This is a genomic window from Paenarthrobacter sp. YJN-5 (assembly GCF_015040095.1).
GTDB lineage: Bacteria > Actinomycetota > Actinomycetes > Actinomycetales > Micrococcaceae > Arthrobacter > Arthrobacter ureafaciens.
In genome coordinates this window covers 1,454,611-1,474,875 of record NZ_CP053544.1, presented here as the reverse complement: position 1 = coordinate 1,474,875, position 20,265 = coordinate 1,454,611, and the positions used below count along the sequence as shown (strand labels likewise).

The following is a 20,265-nucleotide window of genomic DNA, read 5'->3' as shown; positions in this document are numbered from 1 at the left end:
CTAAACCTGGCTGCCGCTCACCGCGACCGGTAGGCGGCTATTCTCTGCCTACATGTCAGTAGACGGGCTTCTCCGGTTCCACATCCCGCACCCAGGCGAGGATGCCGCCGTCGAGATGGCTGACACGCGTGTACCCCGCCTTCCGTGCGGCCTCCAGCACTGCGGCCGAACGCGTCCCTGCCTTGCAGTGGAACACGATGTCCCGGTTCTGCGGCAGGTCAACCCAGGCCTCACCGGCCAGGATCCTTCCCTGCGGAATCAGCACGGCGCCATCGATATTCACGATGCTGTACTCGCCTGATTCCCTCACGTCCACCAGGTCAAAATCGCGCTCCCCCGCTGCACGTTCGGCCAGCATCGCGGCGAGTTCCTTGGCTGTGACGGTGTGTTCGCCGTCGGTCGGGGCCGGCGGCGTAACCCCGCAGAATGCCTCGTAGTCCGTCAGTTCAGTGATGGGTTGGGCTTCGGGATCCTTGGACACCTTGATTTCGCGCCAGCTGCCGCCCAACGCGTCGAAGAGGGCAACCCGCCCCAGCAGGGAACGCCCGACGCCGGTAATCAGCTTCACTGCCTCGGTCACCATCAGCGAGCCCACTGCGGCGCACAGCATGCCGAAGACACCGCCCTCGCCGCAGGAGGGCACCGAGCCGGCGGGCGGGGCTTCGGGGTACAGGTCGCGGTAGGTGGGGCCGTGTTCTGCCCAGAACACGCTGACCTGGCCGTCAAAACGGAAGATGGAGCCCCAGACGTACGGCTTGCCGAGGATCGCTGCGGCATCGTTGACCAGGTAGCGCGTGGCGAAGTTGTCCGCACCGTCGAGGATGAGGTCATAGCCCGCAAAAAGCTCCAGCGCGTTGGACGCATCCAGCCGCTGGTTGTGCAGGACTACGGTGACCAGCGGATTGAGCTCGGCGATGGCCTTGCGTGCGGACTCGATCTTGGGTGTGCCCACATCGTGAACACCGTGGATGACCTGGCGCTGGAGGTTGCTCAGGTCAACGGCGTCATCGTCCACGATGCCCAGAGTCCCGACGCCGGCCGCGGCCAGGTACAAAAGCGCCGGAGAGCCCAGGCCACCGGCACCTATGACAAGGACTTTCGCATTCTTAAGCCTGCGTTGGCCCACCGCGCCGATTTCGGGAATGATGAGATGCCGGGAGTACCGTTCCACCTCGGCCGGCGTCAGTCCGTCGGCCGGTTCAACGAGTGGCGGCAGGACCGCGGGCGCAGTGGGGGCAGCAAGAATTGAGGCCATACCCCAATGTATGCCTGCCGATGCCGCCCGGTCATATTACCCACCGGTACAGTGGTCATAACTGCAAAGGAAAGGCGGCAGACTGTGGCTGACGGCGCACGGGCAAACGATGGGGCAGCAGCAAAGCAGGAACGGTCCGGTTCCACCCGCTCAGCAAGGTTGCCGCGGGACGAGCGCCGGGCACAATTACTGAACGCGGCATTGGAGGTTTTCGTTTCCAATGGCTTCCATGGAGCAGCCATGGATGAGATCGCCGAAACCGCCCACGTCAGCAAACCGGTCCTCTACCAGCACTTTCCCTCCAAACGGGACCTCTACATGGCGTTGCTGGACAGCCATCTGGCCGCACTGACGGAACTGATGCTCAGCGCGCTGAACTCCACCACGGACAACAAGGAACGCGTCAAGGCGGTAATGCGCGCCTATTACAAGTTCATTGCCGATGACGACCAGGCCCACCGCCTCGTCTTCGAATCGGACCTCATCAATGATCCCGACGTCAGCTCACGCCTGGAGACGTTCAACAAGACGTTCGCGGACGCAGTAGCCCATGTGATCGCCGAAGACACCAAGCTGCCGCCCCTTGAAGCTCAGTTGCTGGGCCGCGGCCTGGCGGGAATGGCGCAGGTCAGCGCCCGGTACTGGCTGGAAACGGATGGAAACCTTGACCTCGATGTGGCCAGTGATCTGATCTATCGTTTAGCTTGGCGCGGAATCAGTCGATTCCCCAAAGAGTCCTAGGCTACAAATAAGGGACTGACCTAAAACGTTGATTGGCTTGGAGGCCTTGTTGTGGAAGTAAAGATCGGCATTCAGAACGTTGGCCGCGAAATTGTGCTCGAATCCTCGCTCGATGCCGAGGCCGTAGGCAAGCTTGTTTCAGACGCCCTGTCCAAAGGCTCGGAATTGCGCCTCACCGATGATAAGGGCCGTCAGGTCATCGTTCCGGGCGGTGCCCTGGGCTACGTCGAGATCGGCGCTGAGGAAGTTCGTCGCGTGGGCTTCGGCGCACTCTGATCCAGAACGCCCGCAACGCTAAGGAGACCCCATGCTTTCCCTCGTCGTGATGGTGTTCGTAACCGTCGCCACCGGCTTCCTGGTGTGGGCAAACGACAAACGGCATGGCAAGTACGGCATTGCCGTCCCCGCGGGAGTATCCCTCGGAGTCGGGGCCCTCAGCTGGATCGCCTTCATTGCGGCCGGCTTCGGCTACCAGCCGGGGCTGACCTGGATTCCATGGGTCTTGCCGATCGTCCTTGGCACGGCAGCTGCGGCAGGCGTCGCGGTGTTCCTTGGCAGGACCCGGACCCTGCGGGACACTGAAGCGCTCACCAAAGCACTCCGTCTGTAGCACCTTCCCGGCTCAACGGGGCGACTAACAACTGTGGCCACCGCCCGCATGGGGTGGTGGCCACAGTTGTCAGCAGTACCCGCCGTCGCAGCTTTAGTAGGGACTCAGAGGAACTCTGCCCGGCCCTCCATCGCCGATGATGCCAGCGCGTGTTCCCTCCGTGGAATGCGGCCTGCCAGCCTGGCCAGCCTGCCTGCCTTGACGGCGTGCATGAATGCCTCACCCATCTGGACAGGGTTCTGGGCACGCGTCACCGCTGTGGCCAGGAGGACAGCGTCGCAACCGAGCTCCATGGCCAGTGCCGCATCGGAAGCAGTTCCGATGCCTGCGTCCAGGACAACAGGCACGGAGGCACGGGACACAATGACTTCAATGTTGTGCGGGTTAAGGATGCCCAGGCCGGTTCCGATCGGTGCTCCGAGGGGCATGACCGCAGTGGCGCCGAGGTTTTCCAGTCGCAGTGCCAACACGGGGTCGTCGTTGGTGTACGCGAATACTTTGAAACCCCGATTGACCAGTTGTTCAGTGGCGTCGACGAGTTCAACCGCGTCCGGCAACAGCGTGTGTTCGTCCGCGATGACTTCCAGCTTCACCCAATCGGTCTCCAGTGCCTCGCGGGCCAGCTCAGCGGTGAGGACAGCGTCCTTGGCAGTGAAACAACCTGCCGTGTTGGGCAGCACCCGGATGTTGTTGTCCACCAGCAGTTGGAACAGCGAGCCCGTCTCGGCCGGCGAGTAGCGGCGCATGGCCACCGTGGTGAGCTCCGTACCGGAAGCAACCAGGGCCGCCCCCAAACCGTCCAGGCTCGGGGCGCCACCGGTGCCCATAATGAGCCGCGAACTGAAGGCGACACCGTCGATTTCCAGCGTGTCAGTAGTGGTTTCGGTGTTGAGGATAGTCATGGTCAGCCTCCCTGGACTGCGGTAACGAGTTCGAGTTCATCGCCGTCGGCGAGGTTCGTTGCTGCCCACTGGCTACGCGGGACCACCTCCGCATTGCGCGCGACGGCGACACCCAGCTTGCCGCCGTCGGCCGCCTGTCCGCTCGGGTCGAGGATGCGGCCCGTAACGGACGTGACCAGGGTGCTGACGGATGCGCCATCGGCCACGGTGTGCCGGGCGCCATTGAGTGTGATGTTCATGCTGTTTCCTTGGTGGAAGCGATGGATGGTGTTGGAATGCCGCGCCCGGCGAGGGCGCCTTGCGGAGAAAAACGATCCGGACGGAACCGGACCCACCGGTCATCCGCGGAACCGTCGAGCAAGCCGGCCACGATCTGTGCGGCTATGGGGGTCAGGAGTACGCCGTGGCGGAAGAAACCCGTGGCTATGATCAGGCCCCGGACGGCGCCGTCCGGCGCACCCACCCGCCCCAGGAGCGGGGCGTTGTCCGGTGTTCCCGGCCGTGCCCGGGCTGTCACTTCGATGAGTTCCAGCTCACCGACTGCGGGGACCAGGACCTGGGCGTCCCGAAGCAGCTGGTACACGCCTCCGGCAGACACCGCATTCGATCCCGTCGAAAGCCCGTCCTCGCGTTGGGTTGCCCCGATCACCACGGTCCCGTCCTCGCGGGGCACGATGTACACCGGCACTCCCCGCACCATTCCGCGGACTGTGGAGGTCAGCAACGGCCGCAGGTCCTTCGGTACCCGGAGCCTGAGGATGTCTCCGTAAACCGGCCTGAGCGGCAGGTGCAGGTCCTCAGGAAGTCCGCCGGTCGCCGCAGCCGCCAAGCCATTGGCCAGCACGGTTTCCCTTGCCGCTACCACTTGGCCGGTGGAGAGTTCAGCGCCTACAACGCGGTCACCCTCCCACAGCAGCCGCCGGGCCGCCGCTGCCAGCTGGAACCCGCAGCTTGCGCCCGGGACCCATGTGGCATCCGACGGGGTGTGCGCGGCCAATCCGGCGAGTATGCACTCCGCCAGCCGGCGGGGGTCCACTTGGTGGTCGGCCGGGATATCGAAAGCGCATGAAATTCCGGGGCTGAGCAGCGGCTCGCGCTGCCGCGCGTCCCGCAGCATCAACGGCTCCACTGTGAGCCCCGCCGCCTGTTGCACGGAGCGCAGATCGGCGAGCGCCCGTCGATCGGCGGCGTCGGCACCCACCGCGAGCGTCGACGTCGTGCTGTAGCCGGTGGTGACGCCGGTACCGGACAATCCGGACACGAACGTTGGCCATAGCCTGGACGATTCGAGCATCAGTTCCAGGAGATCTTCTTCCTGGTAGTGGAGTTCGCTCACGGGGGCCAGCATCCCGGCCGCTGCAAAGGTTGCTCCACTGGCAGGGTTCGGATCGATGAGGGCCACGGAACGGCCTGTGGCCCGGATCCGGTGGGCGATGCCCAGGCCGACTACGCCTGCGCCGATGACGGCAACGTCTGCTTCGATGGCTTCTGCCATTGGTTTCCTTCCCTACGCCGGTATTAGCCGGATCAGGTCAAGCGGTCGGCTCTGAAGCCCTCTCAGCCGGACGGTCATATGACGCTGTCACGGCTCCCGCAGTACGTGCCCAGTTTAGAGGAACTACTCTGGTTTCCATGACCCAGCCTGATCTCCTGACCGACGCCCGCCTCTACCTGTGCACCGATGCCCGCCGGCGGCAAGGCGATTTCGAAGACTTTGTGGACGCCGCGTTCGAAGGCGGCGTGGACATCATCCAGCTCCGTGACAAGACCCTTGAGGCCGCCGAGGAACTGGAGTTGCTCGAGGTCCTGAACAAAGTTGCCACCCGCCGTTCCAAGCTCTGGGCGGTCAACGACCGGGCTGATATCGCCCGTGTTTCCGGGGCTCCTGTGTTCCACGTGGGCCAAAAGGACCTCCCGCTGCCCGTGGCCCGGCAGCTGCTCGGGGACACCGCTGCCATAGGTCTTTCCACGCATGGGCCTGATCAGGTGGACGCGGCCATTGCGGCTTCGTCGGGCAGCGAAGGACTGGACTACTTCTGCGTCGGTCCCCTCTGGGCCACACCCACCAAACCGGGCCGGACGCCAGTGGGCCTGGGCTTGGTCACATATGCCACCGAAGCTGTGGAACGCGCAGGATCCGCCCTTCCCTGGTTTGCCATTGGCGGGATCGATCTTTCGAATGTGGAGCAGGTGGTTGCGGCAGGAGCCAGCCGCATCGTCGTAGTCCGCGCCATCACCGACGCAGAAGACCCGACGGCGGCGGCCAAAGCGCTGCTCGAAGCCCTGGACGCCTAGGCAGTCAGTCCGAGGCCCGTCATCCGGCGCCCGTGGTGATCGGCGAGTTCCGCCGTCAACCGGCGTACCTCCGCCTTGGCCTGTCCGTCATGAAGTACGGCACGCAGGTCCGGGTGCTCCAACGCCACCCGTTGCACCTGGGTGAGGGCCTCACCGACCAGCCTTCGGCCCCATAGGGCAAGGCGCGAAGCCAACCTGGGATCGTCCCTCAGGGCCCGCATGAGGAGGATGCGCAACGCCTCGGTGGCTTGGTCCGCAGAAGCGACTTTCCGGACGAATTGCTGTGTCCCGGCGTCCAGGAAGCCGGACACCGTCCTGTAGAAGTCCGAGGACACCGTGTCGATGATGTACGCCTTCAGAACAGACTCGTACCAGTCCCCTGGCGGGGTGCGCTCATGGAAGTGATCGAACGACGGCTGGAAGCGAAGCATGGCGTCTTCGGGGTCCCGCCCCATCTCGGTAAGCCTGCCGCTGATCAACGCATAGTTGCCGAACGCACCGACCGCGATCTTGGCAAAGGTAGCCCGGTCCCGGAGGGTAGGGGCAAAGCGGGAGTCCGCGGACAACCGCCCGAACGCTGACAATTCGCCATAGGCCATGGCTCCCAGCAGCTCTGCCGGGAGAACGTCCGCGGGAATCCCGCCAAGAGTGGACGTGCCCATGGTCCAAGACTATCCGCCGTTTTCGGGCTAGTCTGACTTTCGTGTCACATCACCGGATAGCGCCCAACGTCGACGATTCTTCCGACCGGCTCGCTGCCTCCCTGGCTGCCTTGAGGAGCGAGCTGGAACTACCCGGCGACTACCCTGCCGACGCCGAGCATGAAGCGCGCCAGGCGGTTCAAAACCTGCAGTTGCCGCCCCGCAGCCTGCTGGACGTGCCGTTCGTGACCATAGACCCCGCGACTTCCACCGATCTGGACCAAGCGCTGTTCATTCAGCGGAACGATGCCGGCTACAAGGTCCTGTACGCAATTGCCGACGTGCCTTCCTTCGTGGCCCCCGGCGGAGCCTTGGACGCCGAAACGCGGCGGCGCGGGCAAACGTTCTACGCACCGGACGGAAGGGTCCCGCTGCATCCGGAGGTCATCAGCGAGCAAGCCGGGAGCCTCCTGGCAGAGCAGGAATGCAGCGCCTTCGTGTGGGACTTCGACCTCGACCACAACGCGGAAGTGGTCTCCATGTCCGTGGAGCGGGCCACCGTTCGCAGCCGTGCAAAGCTCAGCTACAAGGGTGCACAGAAGCAGATCGATGCGGGAACCGCCCCCGAGGTCCTCATGCTCCTGAAGGAAGTGGGCCTGAAGCGGGTCGAACTCGAGCGCAAACGCGGCGGGGCGAGCCTGAACATGCCCGAACAGGAGATCGTCCAGGTCACCGACGGCGACTACCGGATCGTGGCTGCTCCCTCGCTGCCGATCGAGGACTGGAACGCCCAGATGTCCCTGATGACCGGAATGGCTGCGGCCCAATTGATGCTCGACGGCAAGGTGGGCATCCTGCGGACCATGCCGGCCCCTGATGAGCGCTCCTTGCTCCACTTCAAACGCCAAACCCAGGCCTTGGGAAAACCGTGGGACGGCGACATCAGCTACGGCGAGTACCTCCGGACCCTAGATGGTTCGGATCCGAAGCAATTGGCCATCCTCCACTCCGCCGGCATGCTGTTCCGGGGCGCCGGCTACACCCCGTTCGACGGAGAGGTACCGGAGAACGTCATCCAGTCCGCCATCGGGGCCCCGTACGCGCACACCACTGCTCCACTCCGCAGGCTCATTGACCGCTTTGTCCTGGTGATCTGCGAAGCCCTCAGCAACGGCCGGGAGATCCCCGCCTGGGCGCGGGAAGCGCTGCCTGACCTGCCCGGGATCATGGCTGCTTCCGACTCATTGGCCGGCCGCTTGGAGCGAATGGCCCTGGACACCGTGGAAGCCGCGCTCGCGGCAAACCACGTAGGTCAGGTATTCGACGCCGTGGTGATCTCCGGGTCCAAGCCAGCCAACGGGAACGGCAACGGCAATGGCCCCTACGGCACCGTGCAGATTGCCGAACCTGCCCTCACTGCCCGATGCGATGGTGAGCTGGTGTCCGGAACCCAAGTGCGCGTGCGCCTGGTGAAGGCCGACATCACCGGCCGGGTGATCAGGTTCGAACTGGCCGAATGACACCTTGTGGGCCAGGGAATCCGCGGTGTCGGGCCGCTATGGGCCTCGGGGATTTCGGCCGCAACGGGGTTTTTGTCCGGCACAGGATAGACTGGGACAGTAGTAATGGATGCCCGGTCGTTGATTCAGTTAATTTTTGAACTCAACAAGCCCGCCCCTACGCGATCTTGAGATGTGCCCGCTGGTCCCCAGTGCCAGTACTTAGATAGCCCGCGATCGGCTTCCACTGGAAATGCTTGCGCCAGTTCGTGCTCCGGTACAGCTTTGCCGCCGTTGAGCATGCAGCGCCTGCCCAAATGAATAAGGAAACTCCCTGTGAGTGAATTGCACACCCATGAAGTCCTGACGGACTCCACCGGAACCGAGACCATCGAACCCGAGGAAACGATCACCTCGGACGAGACCCCCCACGAGATCGAAGAGAAGTCCTTCGCCGACTTCGACGTCCGCGCGGACATCGTCGAGTCCCTTGCCGACGCCGGAATTACGCACCCGTTCCCGATCCAGGCCATGACGCTTCCCGTGGCCCTGGGCGGCCATGACATCATCGGCCAGGCGAAGACCGGAACGGGCAAGACCCTGGGCTTCGGCATTCCGGTACTCCAGCGGATCGAAGGCCGCGATGACCCCGGATACGCCAAACTTGCCGTCCAGGGTGCGCCTCAGGCGCTGATCATCGTCCCGACCCGCGAGCTTGCGGTCCAGGTGGCCAACGACCTCCAGACGGCTTCGCGCAAGCGCAACGCCCGCATCGCCACCATCTACGGCGGACGTGCCTACGAACCGCAGATCGATGCCCTCCAGAAGGGCGTGGAGATCGTGGTGGGCACCCCCGGACGCCTGATCGACCTGTACAAGCAGCGCCACCTGAGCCTCAAGAACGTCAAGATGGTAGTCCTCGATGAGGCCGACGAGATGCTCGACCTCGGCTTCCTGCCGGACGTCGAGACCCTCATCGCCGGCACTCCCCCGGTCCGCCAGACGCTGCTCTTCTCGGCCACCATGCCCGGCCCGGTCATCGCCATGGCCCGCCGGTACATGACCCAGCCCACGCATATCCGCGCTGCGGACCCCAATGACGAGGGCCTGACCAAGCGCGATATCCGCCAGCTCATCTACCGTGCGCACAGCATGGACAAGACTGAAGTCGTTGCCCGGATCCTGCAGGCCAAGGACCGCGGCCGCACCATCATCTTCACCAAGACCAAGCGCACCGCCGCGAAGGTGTCCGAGGAACTCGTGGACCGCGGCTTCGCAGCAGCGGCCATCCACGGCGATCTCGGCCAGGGAGCCCGCGAACAGGCGCTGCGTGCCTTCCGCAACAACAAAGTGGACGTGCTCGTCGCAACCGACGTCGCCGCCCGCGGCATCGACGTCGAGGACGTCACCCACGTCATCAACTACCAGTGCGTCGAAGACGAAAAGATCTACCTGCACCGCGTAGGCCGCACCGGCCGTGCCGGAAACAAGGGTACGGCCGTGACGTTCGTGGACTGGGACGACGTACCCCGCTGGGCGCTGATCAACAAGGCACTGGGACTCAACGTCCCCGAACCGGTTGAAACCTATTCCTCATCCCCGCACCTCTACACCGACCTCGACATCCCCGAGGGGACCAAGGGACGGCTGCCCCGCAACAAGCGGATGCTGGCAGGCGTGGACGCCGAGGTCCTGGAGGACCTGGGCGAGACGGGCAAGAAGAACTCCCGCTCGCGCAGCGGAGGACGCCAGGGCGGATCCGGTCGCGATGGTGGCCGCACCCGTGACGGGAAGTCCGCAGACTCCGCCGGCTCCAAGGGCGAGGGTGGACGCAACCGCACGCGCCGCCGTCGTACCTCCGATGCAGAGGGCACCGCGACTACTGGCGCCGCTGCTCCCCGCGAGGAGGGTGCATCGGAGAAGCCGGCGCGTACCCGCCGCACCCGCACCCGTCGTCGCAACGGCGAGGTAGTTTCCGGCGAGGCCGCAGGCACCACGCCTGCCACCACCGAGGCCTAACCGGACGGCGATGGCTGAAACTGTTTGGGCGCCGGACGGCAGCAACCTGGTGGTACATGCGGACAACGCATCGTTCCTCCCCACGCTGCCGGACGGCGCCTTCACACTCATCTACGTGGATCCCCCGTTCAACACCGGGCGGGTCCAGCGGCGCCAGGAAACGCGCATGGTCCGCAACGCGGACGGTGACGGTGACCGGGTGGGCTTCAAAGGCCGTTCCTATGACACCATCAAGGGCGCCCTGCACAGCTACGACGACGCCTTCAGCGACTACTGGTCCTTCCTGGAACCAAAGCTGGTGGAAGCGTGGCGGCTCCTGGCCGATGACGGCACACTGTACCTGCACCTGGACTACCGCGAGGTGCACTACGCCAAGGTCATGCTCGACGCCATTTTTGGCCGCGAGTGCTTCCTCAACGAGATCATCTGGGCCTACGACTACGGTGCGCGGGCCAGGAACCGCTGGCCCACCAAACACGACAACATCCTTGTGTACGTGAAGAACCCGGCCAAGTACCACTTCGACAACGAGGAAGTGGACCGGGAGCCGTACATGGCGCCGGGACTGGTGACGCCCGCAAAACGCGAGCGCGGCAAGTTGCCGACCGACGTCTGGTGGCACACCATCGTCTCCCCCACGGGCCGCGAGAAGACCGGCTACCCCACGCAGAAACCCGAGGGGCTCATCCGCAGGGTAGTGACAGCTTCAAGCCGCAAGGGTGACTGGTGCCTGGACTTCTTCGCCGGTTCCGGAACGCTCGGCGCTGTTGCCGGCAAACTCGGCCGGAAGTTCGTGTGCGTCGATCAGAACGAACAGGCGATCGAAGTCATGCGCAAACGGCTGGGAACCAAGGCGGTCTTCCACGCCGCTCCTGCTTCCCCTGACGGATCAGGCGGCTCCCTTGACGGGTCAGGCGGCGCCCTTAACGAAAGCCTGCACAGCGTCGGCGATCATCTGCACGGCAATAGCTGACAGCAGCAGGCCGGCAATCCTCGTCACGAGTTCCACGCCGTTTTCGCCCAGCACGCGTTGGACGACGCCGGCGAAGCGCATGGCGAGGTAGAGCGAAACGAGCACGGCTGCAATCCCCGCGCCCACAGCCAGGTATTCGGACAGCTCAGTGGACTGCTGCACGAACACCATGACTGCCACGATGGCGCCGGGGCCGGCCATTAACGGCGTCCCCAACGGCACAAACGCCACGTTCTTGTACTTGGCGGCGTTCTCTTCCCCGCTGGTGCTGCCGGTCAGCAGCTGCAGGGCGATCAGCACCAGCAGGAGTCCTCCCGCTCCCTGCAGCGCAGCCAGGGAAATGTGCATGTAGTTGAGGATGGACTGGCCGAAGATCGCGAACACGACGATGACGCCGGTGGCCACCAGCAGCGCCTGCAGGGCTGAACGGTTCCTGTCCTTGGCGCTCATCTGTGCCGTCAGGGACATGAAGATCGGCACGGTTCCGGGCGGGTCCATGATGACGAACAAGGTGACGATCACGGACGCCAGCAACTGCAGGTCCATCACCGGACCACAGTACTTCCCGTGCCCAGCTCCTCGATCCTTTCCAGGACGGCCGGATCAGTGAGGTTCTCGCCCAGCAGGTTGGGTTTGCCGGTGCCGTGGTAGTCGGAGGACCCGGTGATCAGCAGGCCGTGTTCGGCTGCGAGGTTGCGGAGGAACTTCCGTCCTTCTTCCGGATTGTCGCGGTGATCGATTTCCAGGCCCAACAGCCCGGCGTCGATCATCTCCCGGTACGTCTTGTCCCCCACGATGCGGCCACGCGAAGACGCAACGGGATGGGCGAACACGGGCACGCCGCCGGCGGCCCTGACAAGCCCGACGGCGAGTGCCGGGTCAGGTGCGTAGTGCTGGATGAAGTAACGCGAATGCGAGGTGAGGATGCTGTTGAAGGCCTCAGACCGGTCGGCAACCACCCCGGCGGCCACCAAGGCGTCGGCTATATGCGGCCGACCCACCGTAGCGCCCGGGGCTACATGGTGGATGACGTCGTCCCACGTCAACGGGTAATCCTCGGAGAGCAGGGTGACCATGCGCTCGGCACGGGTGAGCCTGGCGTCCCTGGACTTGTTGATTTCCTCCAGCAGGCCGGGGTGGGTGGGGTCGTGGAGATAGCTGAGCAAGTGGACGCTGATGCCCTTGTCCGTGCGGCACGAGATTTCCATGCCGGGGACGAATGCGAGGCCATGCTGGATTGCCGCTTCCGCTGCTTGGTCCCAACCGTCGGTGGAGTCGTGATCCGTCAGCGCCACGGCGTCCAATCCGGCCTTGGCAGCTGACCGGATCACCTCGGCCGGGGTTTCGGTTCCGTCGGAAACATTCGAGTGCGTATGCAGGTCAATCCTCACTTTCCCAGCCTATGGGATGCTGGCTTGTTCAGCGTGTTGCGCCGTGGGCCTCCCCACGGAACAGGTGTTGGCCGCATCATGGGGCAGCCGTTGGCCGCGCCATGGCGCAGCCGTTGGCCTCCTCTTGGAACTGGTGGGACGATGTAACGGTGAATGATGCCAAAAACTCCCAGCACATGGACTCCGCTGAGTCCCAGCCACTGCAAGAGCGCGTCAACAACCGCTCGCAGCGGCCCACGTCCGATGCCTTCAAGGCGTTCATGGCCAGCAATTGGGCGCCGGCCCCGCAGGTGACCCCTGCGCGTGACGCCGTCGCGGACCACGCCGCCCGCCGCCGTCGTGCCATTTCCGAGAAGTTCAAAGGCGAACGGCTTGTCATCCCGGCCGGTCCGCTGAAGGTCCGCTCCAACGACTGCGACTACCGCTTCCGCCCGCATTCGGGCTTCGCCCACCTCACCGGCCTCGGCCTGGACCACGAGCCGGATGCCATCCTCATCCTTGAGCCGGTGGCAGAAGGCAAGGGCGACGACGGCGGCCACCACACCGCGACGCTCTACTTCCGTCCGCTGGCGGGCAGGGACACAGAGCAGTTCTACGCTGATTCCCGTGCCGGTGAGTTCTGGATCGGCCCCCGGCCGACGCTCGCGGAGTTCGAGGCCCGCCTGGGGCTGCCCACAGCCCACATTTCCGAACTTGAAGTGGCCATCACCAAGAACGTCGGCGCACCGGAGATCGGCGGCATTTCCATCCGCCTGGTGCGCAAGGTGGACGAGAACATCGACGCCCTGGTGGACACGGCCCGCTACAACACGGCCAAGGACCCCGAGAACCTTGACCTGGGCGAGCTCGATGCCTTGGACGAGAAGCTCAGCGAAGCCCTTTCAGAGCTCCGCCTCATCAAGGACGAATGGGAGGTGGAGCAGATGCGGATCGCCGTCGCGGCCACCGTGGAAGGTTTCGCCGACGTCGTCCGTGCACTTCCCCGCGCCCTTACCCACAAACGCGGCGAACGCGTCGTGGAAGGCGCGTTCTTTGCCAAGGCGCGCGAAGAAGGCAACGAACTGGGCTATGACACCATCGCAGCGTCAGGGAACAACGCCACAGTGCTGCACTGGAACCGCAACACGGGAACGGTCGACGCCGGCGATCTGCTCCTGCTCGACGCGGGCGTGGAAGCTGACTCCCTCTACACCGCCGATGTCACCCGCACCCTGCCGGCGAACGGCAAGTTCACCGACATCCAGCGGAAGATCTACGAAGCAGTGCTCGACGCCGCCGACGCCGGTTTCGCCGCTGCCCGTCCGGGAGTGAAGTTCCGCGAGATCCATACGGCAGCCACCACGGTGCTCGCCGAGCGCCTGGCCGAGTGGGGCCTGCTGCCGGTCTCCGTGGAGGAAGCCATCAGTCCCGAAGGCCAGCAGCACCGCCGCTGGATGCCGCACGGTACCAGCCACCACCTGGGCTTGGACGTCCATGACTGCGCCCAGGCCAAGCGCGAACTTTACCTGGATGGTGAGCTCGCCGAGGGCATGGTCTTCACGATCGAACCCGGCCTGTACTTCAAGGCCGAGGACCTCGCCATCCCGGCTGAATACCGCGGCATCGGTGTACGGATCGAGGACGACATCCTCATGACGGCGGATGGCCCGGTGAACCTGAGCGCCGCCCTCCCCCGCAAGGCCGACGACGTCGAGGCCTGGATGGCGGGAATCTACCAGGAGGGCTAGTTCCCAGCGTGGAAGAAAGCCGAAGGGGCCACCGGGATAATCCCGGTGGCCCCTTCGCTTTAATATTGCCCGCCTGCTACTTCCTGCCTGCCTGCTTACTGCCTGCCGGCGTCGTGCTCGGAGGCTTCAGGTGACTCTTGGCCGGCTTGGTTCTGGCCTGGCTGCGGCCGGCCATTGTCATCGCTGCCCTGGTGGCTGTGCCGGGACTGCTGACTCTGCTGGGGCTGTTGGCCCTGCTGCGGTTGCCCTTCGGGAACCCTGATGCCGTACTGGGGACGTCCGTCCGGCAGGTCCGGGTACCGTGCTGATGACGGTGCAGGCGCCGGGGCGGGCTGCGCAGGACGCGGTTCAGGTTCCCCGGGCTGCGGGGCGCGCTGGCCATAGGGGTCGTTCCAGGTGGATGGGCGTTCCGGGGCCTGGCCCGGCTGCTGGAACGGCTGGGACGGCTCCTGGCGCGAAGCGTAGCCCTGCCCCTGTCCCGCGGCCTGCGCCGGATTCATGGGCAACTGCTGGAGGAGGCGCCGGGCCTCATTGGCAGCTTCGAAAGCCACAATGACGTCATAGTTGGTGGCCACCACCTGGCTGGTGGACGTGAAGTCACGCTTACCCCGCTGGGTGGCATAGGTGACAATGCCGAACAGCATGAAGAAGGCCGCGCCCATGAGCACCGAGGTGATGATGGAGAACGGACCGCCGCCCGGCGTGAAGAAGGACAGCATGACGCCAACGAAGAGGCCGAACCACATGCCGCTCAGGGCACCTGACAGGGCAACCCGCGGGTAGCTGAGCCTGCCCGTGACGCGCTCCACCATTTTGAGGTCGTTGCCAACGATGGATACCAGCTGCACGGGGAACTGCTGGTCTGCGAGGTAGTCCACCGCCTTCTGGGCATCCAAATAGGAAGTGTAGGAGCCTACGGTGTCACCTTGCGGGACGCTCCGGGCTTCTTCGACGGCTTTTGGACCACCAAAAATGTTAGACATAGCCCCATTGTGTCGCATGGAGATGTGCAGGAGCTGGAATTCAGCTAAAAGAGAGCAGACTCGGTAGCCTGTAAATATGAGCACACATCCCTCACGCGTCTTTGTTGCGCGCCTGCTCGGCTTGGACGTCTTCGACCCCATGGGCGATCGTCTGGGCCGCTTGCGGGACGTCGTTGTGCTCTCCCGGGGCACCCGCGGAGCTCCGCATGTTGTGGGCATTGTTGTTGAAGTTCCCGGCAAAAAGCGCGTGTTCGTTCCGATGACCCGGATCACGTCCATCGACCAGACGCAGATCATTTGCACCGGCCTGGTGAACCTCCGGCGCTTCGAGCAACGCGGGGCGGAAACCCTGGTGGTGGCCGAAATGTTCGATCGAAGGGTCACCTTGGCCGATGGCAGCGGGGACGCCACCATCGAGGACATCGCCATGGACCAGCACCGGTCCAAGGACTGGTTCGTGAGCAAGCTGTTTGTACGCCGCGGCCACTCGTTGTCTCCCCTGAGCCGGCTGCGGCGAAACGAAACGCTGATCATCGACTGGGCAGACGCCGTCACCGGTGCCCGCACCGAACCGCAGGCGGCAACGCAGTTCGTGGCAACGCACGAAGACCTCAAACCGGCCGACTTCGCAGAAGCGCTCCAGGAGATGAGCGACAAACGCCGCTTCGAGGTGGCCAGCGAGCTGCAGGACGAACGGCTCGCCGATGTTCTCCAGGAGCTCCCGGAAGACGACCAGGTGGAGATCCTTTCCGCGCTGGACCTGGAACGCGCTGCCGACGTCCTCGAGGAAATGGATCCGGACGACGCCGCCGACCTTTTGGCGGAACTCCCCACGGCCCAGGCAGAGGAACTCCTGCAGCTGATGGAACCCCAGGAAGCAGAAGACGTCCGCCGCCTGCTGGAATATGACGAAGACACTGCCGGCGGTCTGATGACCCCCGTTCCCGTCATCCTGCCGCCCGAAGCCACGGTCGCCGAGGCCCTCGCGCACGTCAGGCGCGAAGAACTTTCGCCTGCGCTGGCCTCGTCCATCTTCATCACGCGTCCGCCGCTGGAGACTCCCACCGGCCGGTTCCTTGGTGTGGTCCACATCCAGCAGCTGCTGCGCTTCCCGCCTCCGGAGCCACTGGGGAACCTCGTGGACAAGAACCTGGAACCCCTGTCGGACCAGGCCCACATCAGTGAAGTAGCCCGGACGCTGGCCACGTACAACCTGAACTCCCTTCCCGTCGTCGACGACGATGGCCGCCTTGTGGGGGCGGTGACTGTTGATGACGTGCTGGATCACCTGTTGCCGGATGATTGGCGCGCCCACGAGGACGACGCCCCTGTAAGGAAACTTGGAGGCCGCATTGGCTGATAACACCGCCACACGTTCAACCAAGTCCTCGGACCGGATGGCAAGCAGCCTCGACACTCCGCTCAGCGGCAGGAAACGCATCCTCCCCAAGTTCTCCCCCAACCCGGACGCGTTCGGGATCGCGACGGAGGGCTTTGCCCGCTTCATGGGCACGCCGCAGTTCCTTCTGTACATGACCATCTTCTGTGTCTTCTGGCTGGCGTGGAACACCTTCGCGCCCACTGAATGGCAGTTCGACCGGGTGGAACTGGGCTTCACGCTCCTGACGCTCATGCTGTCCCTCCAAGCTTCCTACGCCGCTCCGCTCCTGCTCCTTGCCCAGAACCGGCAGGACGACCGGGACCGCGTGTCCCTCCAGCAGGACCGCCAGCGGGCCGAACGGAACCTCTCCGACACCGAGTACCTCACCCGGGAACTGGCCTCACTGCGCATCGCCCTGCGCGAAGTGGCTACCCGCGATTACGTCCGCGCGGAGCTGCGCAGCCTCTTGGAGGACATCATCGATGCCCAGGAGGAACTCCGGGACGGCGAGGCAGCATCGGAGGAGGGCGAATCGGCAAGCGAACGGGTGAAGGAAAAGCTGAAGGAAAAGCGGGACAAGTCCCGTGGTCCGCGCACGCAGCAGCTGCCCAAGGTCCGGCCCCGGCGGAATGCTCCGTCGCAGTCCAGCCCCAAACCATCGACATCCGATCCCGAAAGCCGAGCCTGACCCCATGAGCACCCCCGCCACTGAGGCGCTGCAAGCTGCCCTGGCGACCGTCATCGACCCTGAGCTGCGGCGCCCCATCACGGAACTGGGCATGGTGGAGTCGGTAGCAGCCGGTGATGACGGCACCGTTCAGCTTGTTGTCCTCTTGACCATTGCGGGATGCCCGCTCCGCGAGACGATCACGGCAGATGCCACGGCGGCATTGTCACAGGTTCCCGGGGTTAAGGCCGTGGACGTGGAGCTGAAGGTCATGACGCCGGAACAGCGCGACGCCCTCAAGGAACAGCTCCGGGGTCCCGGCGGCCAGCGCGGTATCCCCTTCGCCAAGCCCGAATCGCTGACGAAGGTCTACGCCGTGGCCAGCGGAAAGGGCGGCGTTGGCAAGTCTTCTGTCACTGTGAACCTTGCCAGTGACTTGGCGGCCCAAGGCTTGCGCGTGGGCATCGTGGACGCGGACGTCCATGGGTTCTCCGTCCCGGCGCTCATGGGCATCACGCAGAAACCCACCCAAGTGGACGACATGATTCTTCCCCCGGTGGCCTACGGCGTGAAAGTCATCTCCATTGGGATGTTCGTCGCCGGCAACCAGCCCGTTGCCTGGCGGGGCCCCATGCTGCACCGCGCTTTGGAGCAGTTCCTCACGGACGTTTATTTTGGCGACCTGGATGCGCTCTTCCTGGATCTGCCGCCGGGCACCGGAGACATTGCCATTTCCGTGGCGCAACTCCTGCCCAACGCCGAGATCCTGGTGGTCACCACTCCCCAGGCTGCCGCCGCGGATGTGGCCGAACGTGCCGGGACCATCGCCACCCAGACCGGACAAAAAGTGGCCGGCGTCATCGAGAACATGTCCTTCCTGGAAATGCCTGACGGCGGCCGGATGGAATTGTTCGGAAGCGGCGGCGGGGAGGTCCTCGCCGAGCGGCTCAGCAGCGCTGTGGGGGCGGAAGTTCCCCTGCTGGGACAAATACCTTTGGACATCGAACTGCGTGAAGGCGGGGATGCCGGCAAGCCCGTGGTCTTGTCCACGCGGGAGACCGCTGCGGGCCAGGCCATGAAGGCTATCGCCGCAAAGCTGGCCACCCGGCCACGGGGATTGGCGGGGATGCCCCTGGGGATCCAGCCCCGGTAGCAGCGGGAGCTTCCTGTTCCTAGGTAGCCTCGGTGTCGAACGGAGCAGGTTCGCCGGGAGCGAGGCGTTCGATCACGCGTGACGGAGCCTGGGCCCTCGCGGGTGCTGCCGAAGCGACGGTCGCAGCAGCTGCGGCGGCTCCGGCTGCGGGGGCTCCGGCGCTGACCGGTTTTGTGTCGTCCTCAAAGAGGGCATCCTTGATGATGCGGCGGGGATCGTACTGACGGGGATCGTATTTTTTCCAGTCGACGTCATCGATGTCGATGCCGACTTCTTCTTTGATCTGTTCCCGGGCACCGGACGCCATCCGGCGTACTTCCTTGACCAGGTTCGCGAGCTTCTGCGTGTATTCGGGCAAACGGCTCGGTCCGATGATGAGTACGCCGATGATCAAGAGGACTATGAACTCCGGGCCGTTGATTCCAAACACGTTACGAAGATTACCCTGTCTGTGAACCCGCTCATAAACCAGCGGGATGAATGAGGGTGCGCAACCCCCGGAGCAGCCGTTCCAACCAGGTTTCGGAGGTTCCACTGGCTGCTTGGTGGGCCATCGAGTCGGCGGCGCGGACCAGTTCAGGAACGGCGTCGTCCGCCTTCTCCGCAGGCAAGTCGGACGAGTAGCTCAGCACCCCGGCCGACGTGCGGTAGACGGCTTTCCACGGGTTGCCCTGGCTGAGTGACAATTGCGCGGAAGTGGCGCCTGCAGCAGCCGACGCGTTCGGGACCGGCAAGTGCTCTTCCATGACCGTCGCGTGATGGTTCCCGTTTTCCAGACGGATCTCCACGGCAGGATGGCCGTTATGCCGGGTCACCTCGGCTGAAACCACCTGAAACCCCATCCCCGACAGTTCGGGGCATGCCCAGCCTTGGGAACGCAACGAGTCCAGCTCAGACGGAGCGAGGACGCGGCGCGACTCCGGGACGGGACCGGACGCGGCACGTTCCGTAGGGCCTCCGAGCATTGCTGCCATCGACGACGCGCCGACGTTACGGACCGCTCCGGCATCGTAAACCGCGTCTCCAGCCACGGTGTAAGCGGCCAGGGCCAAGGCGCCGGCGCTCACGGCAAGAGTCCCGGCAGCTATTCCGGCGGTCCTGATGCTGCGCCATGAAGTGCGCCTTACGAGCGGGTCGGCGGTGGCGGTTTGGTCCGCAAGCAACTGGGTCTGCTGGAGCAGCCGCCGGGTCAGGTCAGGGCTGGCTTCGGGGACCGCCGCACCGCGAAGGCGCTCCAGATACTGCCGCTCACGGTGCACTGCGGACCGGCACTCAGGACACAGCTCAACGTGCTCCGGATGACGCGTGTGGCGCAGGCCGCCCGCTTTGGACCGGGGCGGCGGACCCGGCAGGAATTTCCGACGAGGCATTGACTTCCTAGAGAATGCCGGCGATCCGGGGCATTTTCAGACGTGGCTTGCGCGCGGCTGCCGAGCGGGGGTCGCGGTGTGCGAGCTTCTCGCGAAGCATGGTGCGGCCCCGGTGGATGCGGGAGCGGACAGTGCCCAGTTTCACGCCAAGAGCTTCTGCGACCTCGTCATACGAAAGGCCCTCAAGATCGCAAAGAACGACGGCGGCCCGGAAGTCGGGCGGCAGTTCCTCCAAGGCGCGCTGGACGTCGAGGTCAAGATTGTTGTGCTCGTAGCTCTGCTCGGGGCCGGGTTCACGGCCGGGAAGGCGGGACTCGGCGTCCTCGGCCAAGGCATCGAAGCGGATACGGCTCTTACGCCGGGCCTGGTCCAGGAAGAGGTTGGTGGTGATGCGGTGCAACCAGCCATCGAGGGTTCCGGGCTTGAAGTTCTCCAACGAACGGAAGACGCGGACGAAGACCTCTTGGGTGAGGTCCTCGGCGTCGAACTTGTTGCCTGTCAGGCGGTACGCGAGGCGATAAACCTTCGCGGAGTGGTTGGCAACCACTTCCTCCCAGCTGGGCATGACCCAGTCAGTCGCAGCCTCGTGGCTCTCCGATATTTGGACTGGCGCAGCATTCGATGCCGGCATCGTCCACTCCCCTCAAACTGTGGTTCA

The 20,265-nt window shown here is 64.7% G+C and carries 22 protein-coding genes and 1 riboswitch; of the genes, 11 read left to right on the top strand and 11 right to left on the bottom strand.

What is annotated here, in order from left to right:
- Positions 1-55: 55 nt before the first annotated feature.
- Positions 56-1,255: a molybdopterin-synthase adenylyltransferase MoeB gene (moeB, locus tag HMI59_RS07010; protein WP_193593207.1), complete on the bottom strand. Its 1,200-nt coding sequence runs from the start codon at positions 1,253-1,255 to the stop codon at positions 56-58.
- An 84-nt stretch (positions 1,256-1,339) separates the two neighbouring features.
- Between moeB and HMI59_RS07005 the strand changes: the two genes are divergently transcribed.
- The 3 genes from HMI59_RS07005 to HMI59_RS06995 are packed head-to-tail and all read left to right on the top strand — an operon-like array spanning position 1,340 to position 2,606.
- Positions 1,340-1,996: a TetR/AcrR family transcriptional regulator gene (locus tag HMI59_RS07005; protein WP_370583575.1), complete on the top strand. Its 657-nt coding sequence runs from the start codon at positions 1,340-1,342 to the stop codon at positions 1,994-1,996.
- 51 nt (positions 1,997-2,047) lie between these two features.
- Entirely contained in the window at positions 2,048-2,272 is a 225-nt protein-coding gene (locus tag HMI59_RS07000) for a DUF3107 domain-containing protein (protein ID WP_021471803.1), read from the top strand.
- A 31-nt stretch (positions 2,273-2,303) separates the two neighbouring features.
- The gene (locus HMI59_RS06995; protein ID WP_069695187.1) at positions 2,304-2,606 is read left to right on the top strand and encodes a hypothetical protein; all 303 of its coding nucleotides are present in this window, start codon (positions 2,304-2,306) and stop codon (positions 2,604-2,606) included.
- 104 nt (positions 2,607-2,710) lie between these two features.
- Here HMI59_RS06995 and HMI59_RS06990 read toward each other — a convergent pair whose 3' ends face one another.
- The 3 genes from HMI59_RS06990 to thiO form a co-directional block, all read right to left on the bottom strand.
- Positions 2,711-3,508, bottom strand: a complete 798-nt coding sequence (locus HMI59_RS06990; RefSeq protein WP_021471801.1) for a thiazole synthase — start codon at positions 3,506-3,508, stop codon at positions 2,711-2,713.
- 2 nt (positions 3,509-3,510) lie between these two features.
- Complete coding sequence (gene thiS, locus HMI59_RS06985; protein WP_166183425.1) at positions 3,511-3,747, bottom strand: sulfur carrier protein ThiS; 237 nt, start codon at positions 3,745-3,747, stop codon at positions 3,511-3,513.
- Positions 3,744-5,003, bottom strand: coding sequence for a glycine oxidase ThiO (gene thiO, locus HMI59_RS06980; RefSeq protein ID WP_193593206.1), 1,260 nt, complete (start codon positions 5,001-5,003; stop codon positions 3,744-3,746). The genes thiS and thiO overlap by 4 nt, the downstream gene beginning before the upstream one ends.
- Positions 4,996-5,113, bottom strand: a riboswitch (TPP riboswitch). It overlaps the preceding gene by 8 nt.
- 27 nt (positions 5,114-5,140) lie before the next feature.
- On the opposite strand from thiO, the gene thiE reads away from it, so the two are divergent.
- Positions 5,141-5,803, top strand: coding sequence for a thiamine phosphate synthase (gene thiE / locus HMI59_RS06975; protein WP_193593205.1), 663 nt, complete (start codon positions 5,141-5,143; stop codon positions 5,801-5,803).
- On the opposite strand, the gene HMI59_RS06970 is transcribed toward thiE, so the two are convergent.
- Complete coding sequence (locus HMI59_RS06970) at positions 5,800-6,465, bottom strand: ferritin-like fold-containing protein (protein ID WP_193593204.1); 666 nt, start codon at positions 6,463-6,465, stop codon at positions 5,800-5,802. The two genes, thiE and HMI59_RS06970, sit on opposite strands and share 4 nt — an antisense overlap.
- 41 nt (positions 6,466-6,506) lie before the next feature.
- Between HMI59_RS06970 and HMI59_RS06965 the strand changes: the two genes are divergently transcribed.
- The 3 genes from HMI59_RS06965 (at position 6,507) to HMI59_RS06955 (ending at position 10,935) form a co-directional block, all read left to right on the top strand.
- Positions 6,507-7,964: an RNB domain-containing ribonuclease gene (locus HMI59_RS06965; RefSeq protein ID WP_193593203.1), complete on the top strand. Its 1,458-nt coding sequence runs from the start codon at positions 6,507-6,509 to the stop codon at positions 7,962-7,964.
- A 315-nt stretch (positions 7,965-8,279) separates the two neighbouring features.
- Positions 8,280-9,962 (top strand): DEAD/DEAH box helicase, encoded by a 1,683-nt coding sequence (locus tag HMI59_RS06960; RefSeq protein WP_193593202.1) that lies wholly within the window; start codon positions 8,280-8,282, stop codon positions 9,960-9,962.
- A 10-nt stretch (positions 9,963-9,972) separates the two neighbouring features.
- Positions 9,973-10,935 (top strand): site-specific DNA-methyltransferase, encoded by a 963-nt coding sequence (locus HMI59_RS06955; RefSeq protein ID WP_227471558.1) that lies wholly within the window; start codon positions 9,973-9,975, stop codon positions 10,933-10,935.
- Here HMI59_RS06955 and HMI59_RS06950 read toward each other — a convergent pair.
- Together HMI59_RS06950 and HMI59_RS06945 are read right to left on the bottom strand one after the other, a co-directional pair.
- Positions 10,873-11,481: a MarC family protein gene (locus HMI59_RS06950; protein WP_021471793.1), complete on the bottom strand. Its 609-nt coding sequence runs from the start codon at positions 11,479-11,481 to the stop codon at positions 10,873-10,875. The two genes, HMI59_RS06955 and HMI59_RS06950, sit on opposite strands and share 63 nt — an antisense overlap.
- On the bottom strand, positions 11,481-12,326 hold the full coding sequence (locus tag HMI59_RS06945; protein WP_193593201.1) for a PHP domain-containing protein: 846 nt from the start codon (positions 12,324-12,326) through the stop codon (positions 11,481-11,483). Before HMI59_RS06945 ends, HMI59_RS06950 begins: the two co-directional genes overlap by 1 nt.
- 149 nt (positions 12,327-12,475) lie before the next feature.
- On the opposite strand from HMI59_RS06945, the gene HMI59_RS06940 reads away from it, so the two are divergent.
- Positions 12,476-14,053 (top strand): aminopeptidase P family protein, encoded by a 1,578-nt coding sequence (locus HMI59_RS06940; RefSeq protein ID WP_193593200.1) that lies wholly within the window; start codon positions 12,476-12,478, stop codon positions 14,051-14,053.
- Between the two features lie 95 nt (positions 14,054-14,148).
- Here the strand turns inward: HMI59_RS06940 and HMI59_RS06935 are convergent, their stop codons facing one another.
- Positions 14,149-15,036 (bottom strand): general stress protein, encoded by an 888-nt coding sequence (locus tag HMI59_RS06935; RefSeq protein WP_193593199.1) that lies wholly within the window; start codon positions 15,034-15,036, stop codon positions 14,149-14,151.
- A gap of 76 nt (positions 15,037-15,112) precedes the next feature.
- On the opposite strand from HMI59_RS06935, the gene HMI59_RS06930 reads away from it, so the two are divergent.
- Genes HMI59_RS06930 through HMI59_RS06920 form a run of 3 tightly spaced genes read left to right on the top strand, consistent with a single transcriptional unit; the run spans position 15,113 to position 18,237 of the window.
- Positions 15,113-16,396 carry a magnesium transporter MgtE N-terminal domain-containing protein gene (locus tag HMI59_RS06930; RefSeq protein ID WP_166183440.1) on the top strand — a complete coding sequence of 428 codons (1,284 nt, stop codon included), beginning with the start codon at positions 15,113-15,115 and terminating at the stop codon, positions 16,394-16,396.
- Complete coding sequence (locus tag HMI59_RS06925) at positions 16,377-17,105, top strand: DUF1003 domain-containing protein (RefSeq protein ID WP_069695194.1); 729 nt, start codon at positions 16,377-16,379, stop codon at positions 17,103-17,105. The genes HMI59_RS06930 and HMI59_RS06925 overlap by 20 nt, the downstream gene beginning before the upstream one ends.
- Before the next feature lie 4 nt (positions 17,106-17,109).
- Complete coding sequence (locus HMI59_RS06920) at positions 17,110-18,237, top strand: Mrp/NBP35 family ATP-binding protein (RefSeq protein WP_193593198.1); 1,128 nt, start codon at positions 17,110-17,112, stop codon at positions 18,235-18,237.
- Between the two features lie 19 nt (positions 18,238-18,256).
- Here the strand turns inward: HMI59_RS06920 and HMI59_RS06915 are convergent, their stop codons facing one another.
- The 3 genes from HMI59_RS06915 to sigE are packed head-to-tail and all read right to left on the bottom strand — an operon-like array spanning position 18,257 to position 20,238.
- Positions 18,257-18,667 (bottom strand): hypothetical protein, encoded by a 411-nt coding sequence (locus tag HMI59_RS06915; protein WP_062097345.1) that lies wholly within the window; start codon positions 18,665-18,667, stop codon positions 18,257-18,259.
- 31 nt (positions 18,668-18,698) lie between these two features.
- Positions 18,699-19,607, bottom strand: coding sequence for a hypothetical protein (locus tag HMI59_RS06910; protein WP_166183443.1), 909 nt, complete (start codon positions 19,605-19,607; stop codon positions 18,699-18,701).
- A gap of 7 nt (positions 19,608-19,614) precedes the next feature.
- Positions 19,615-20,238, bottom strand: a complete 624-nt coding sequence (gene sigE / locus HMI59_RS06905) for an RNA polymerase sigma factor SigE (RefSeq protein ID WP_031216324.1) — start codon at positions 20,236-20,238, stop codon at positions 19,615-19,617.
- Positions 20,239-20,265 lie beyond the last annotated feature (27 nt).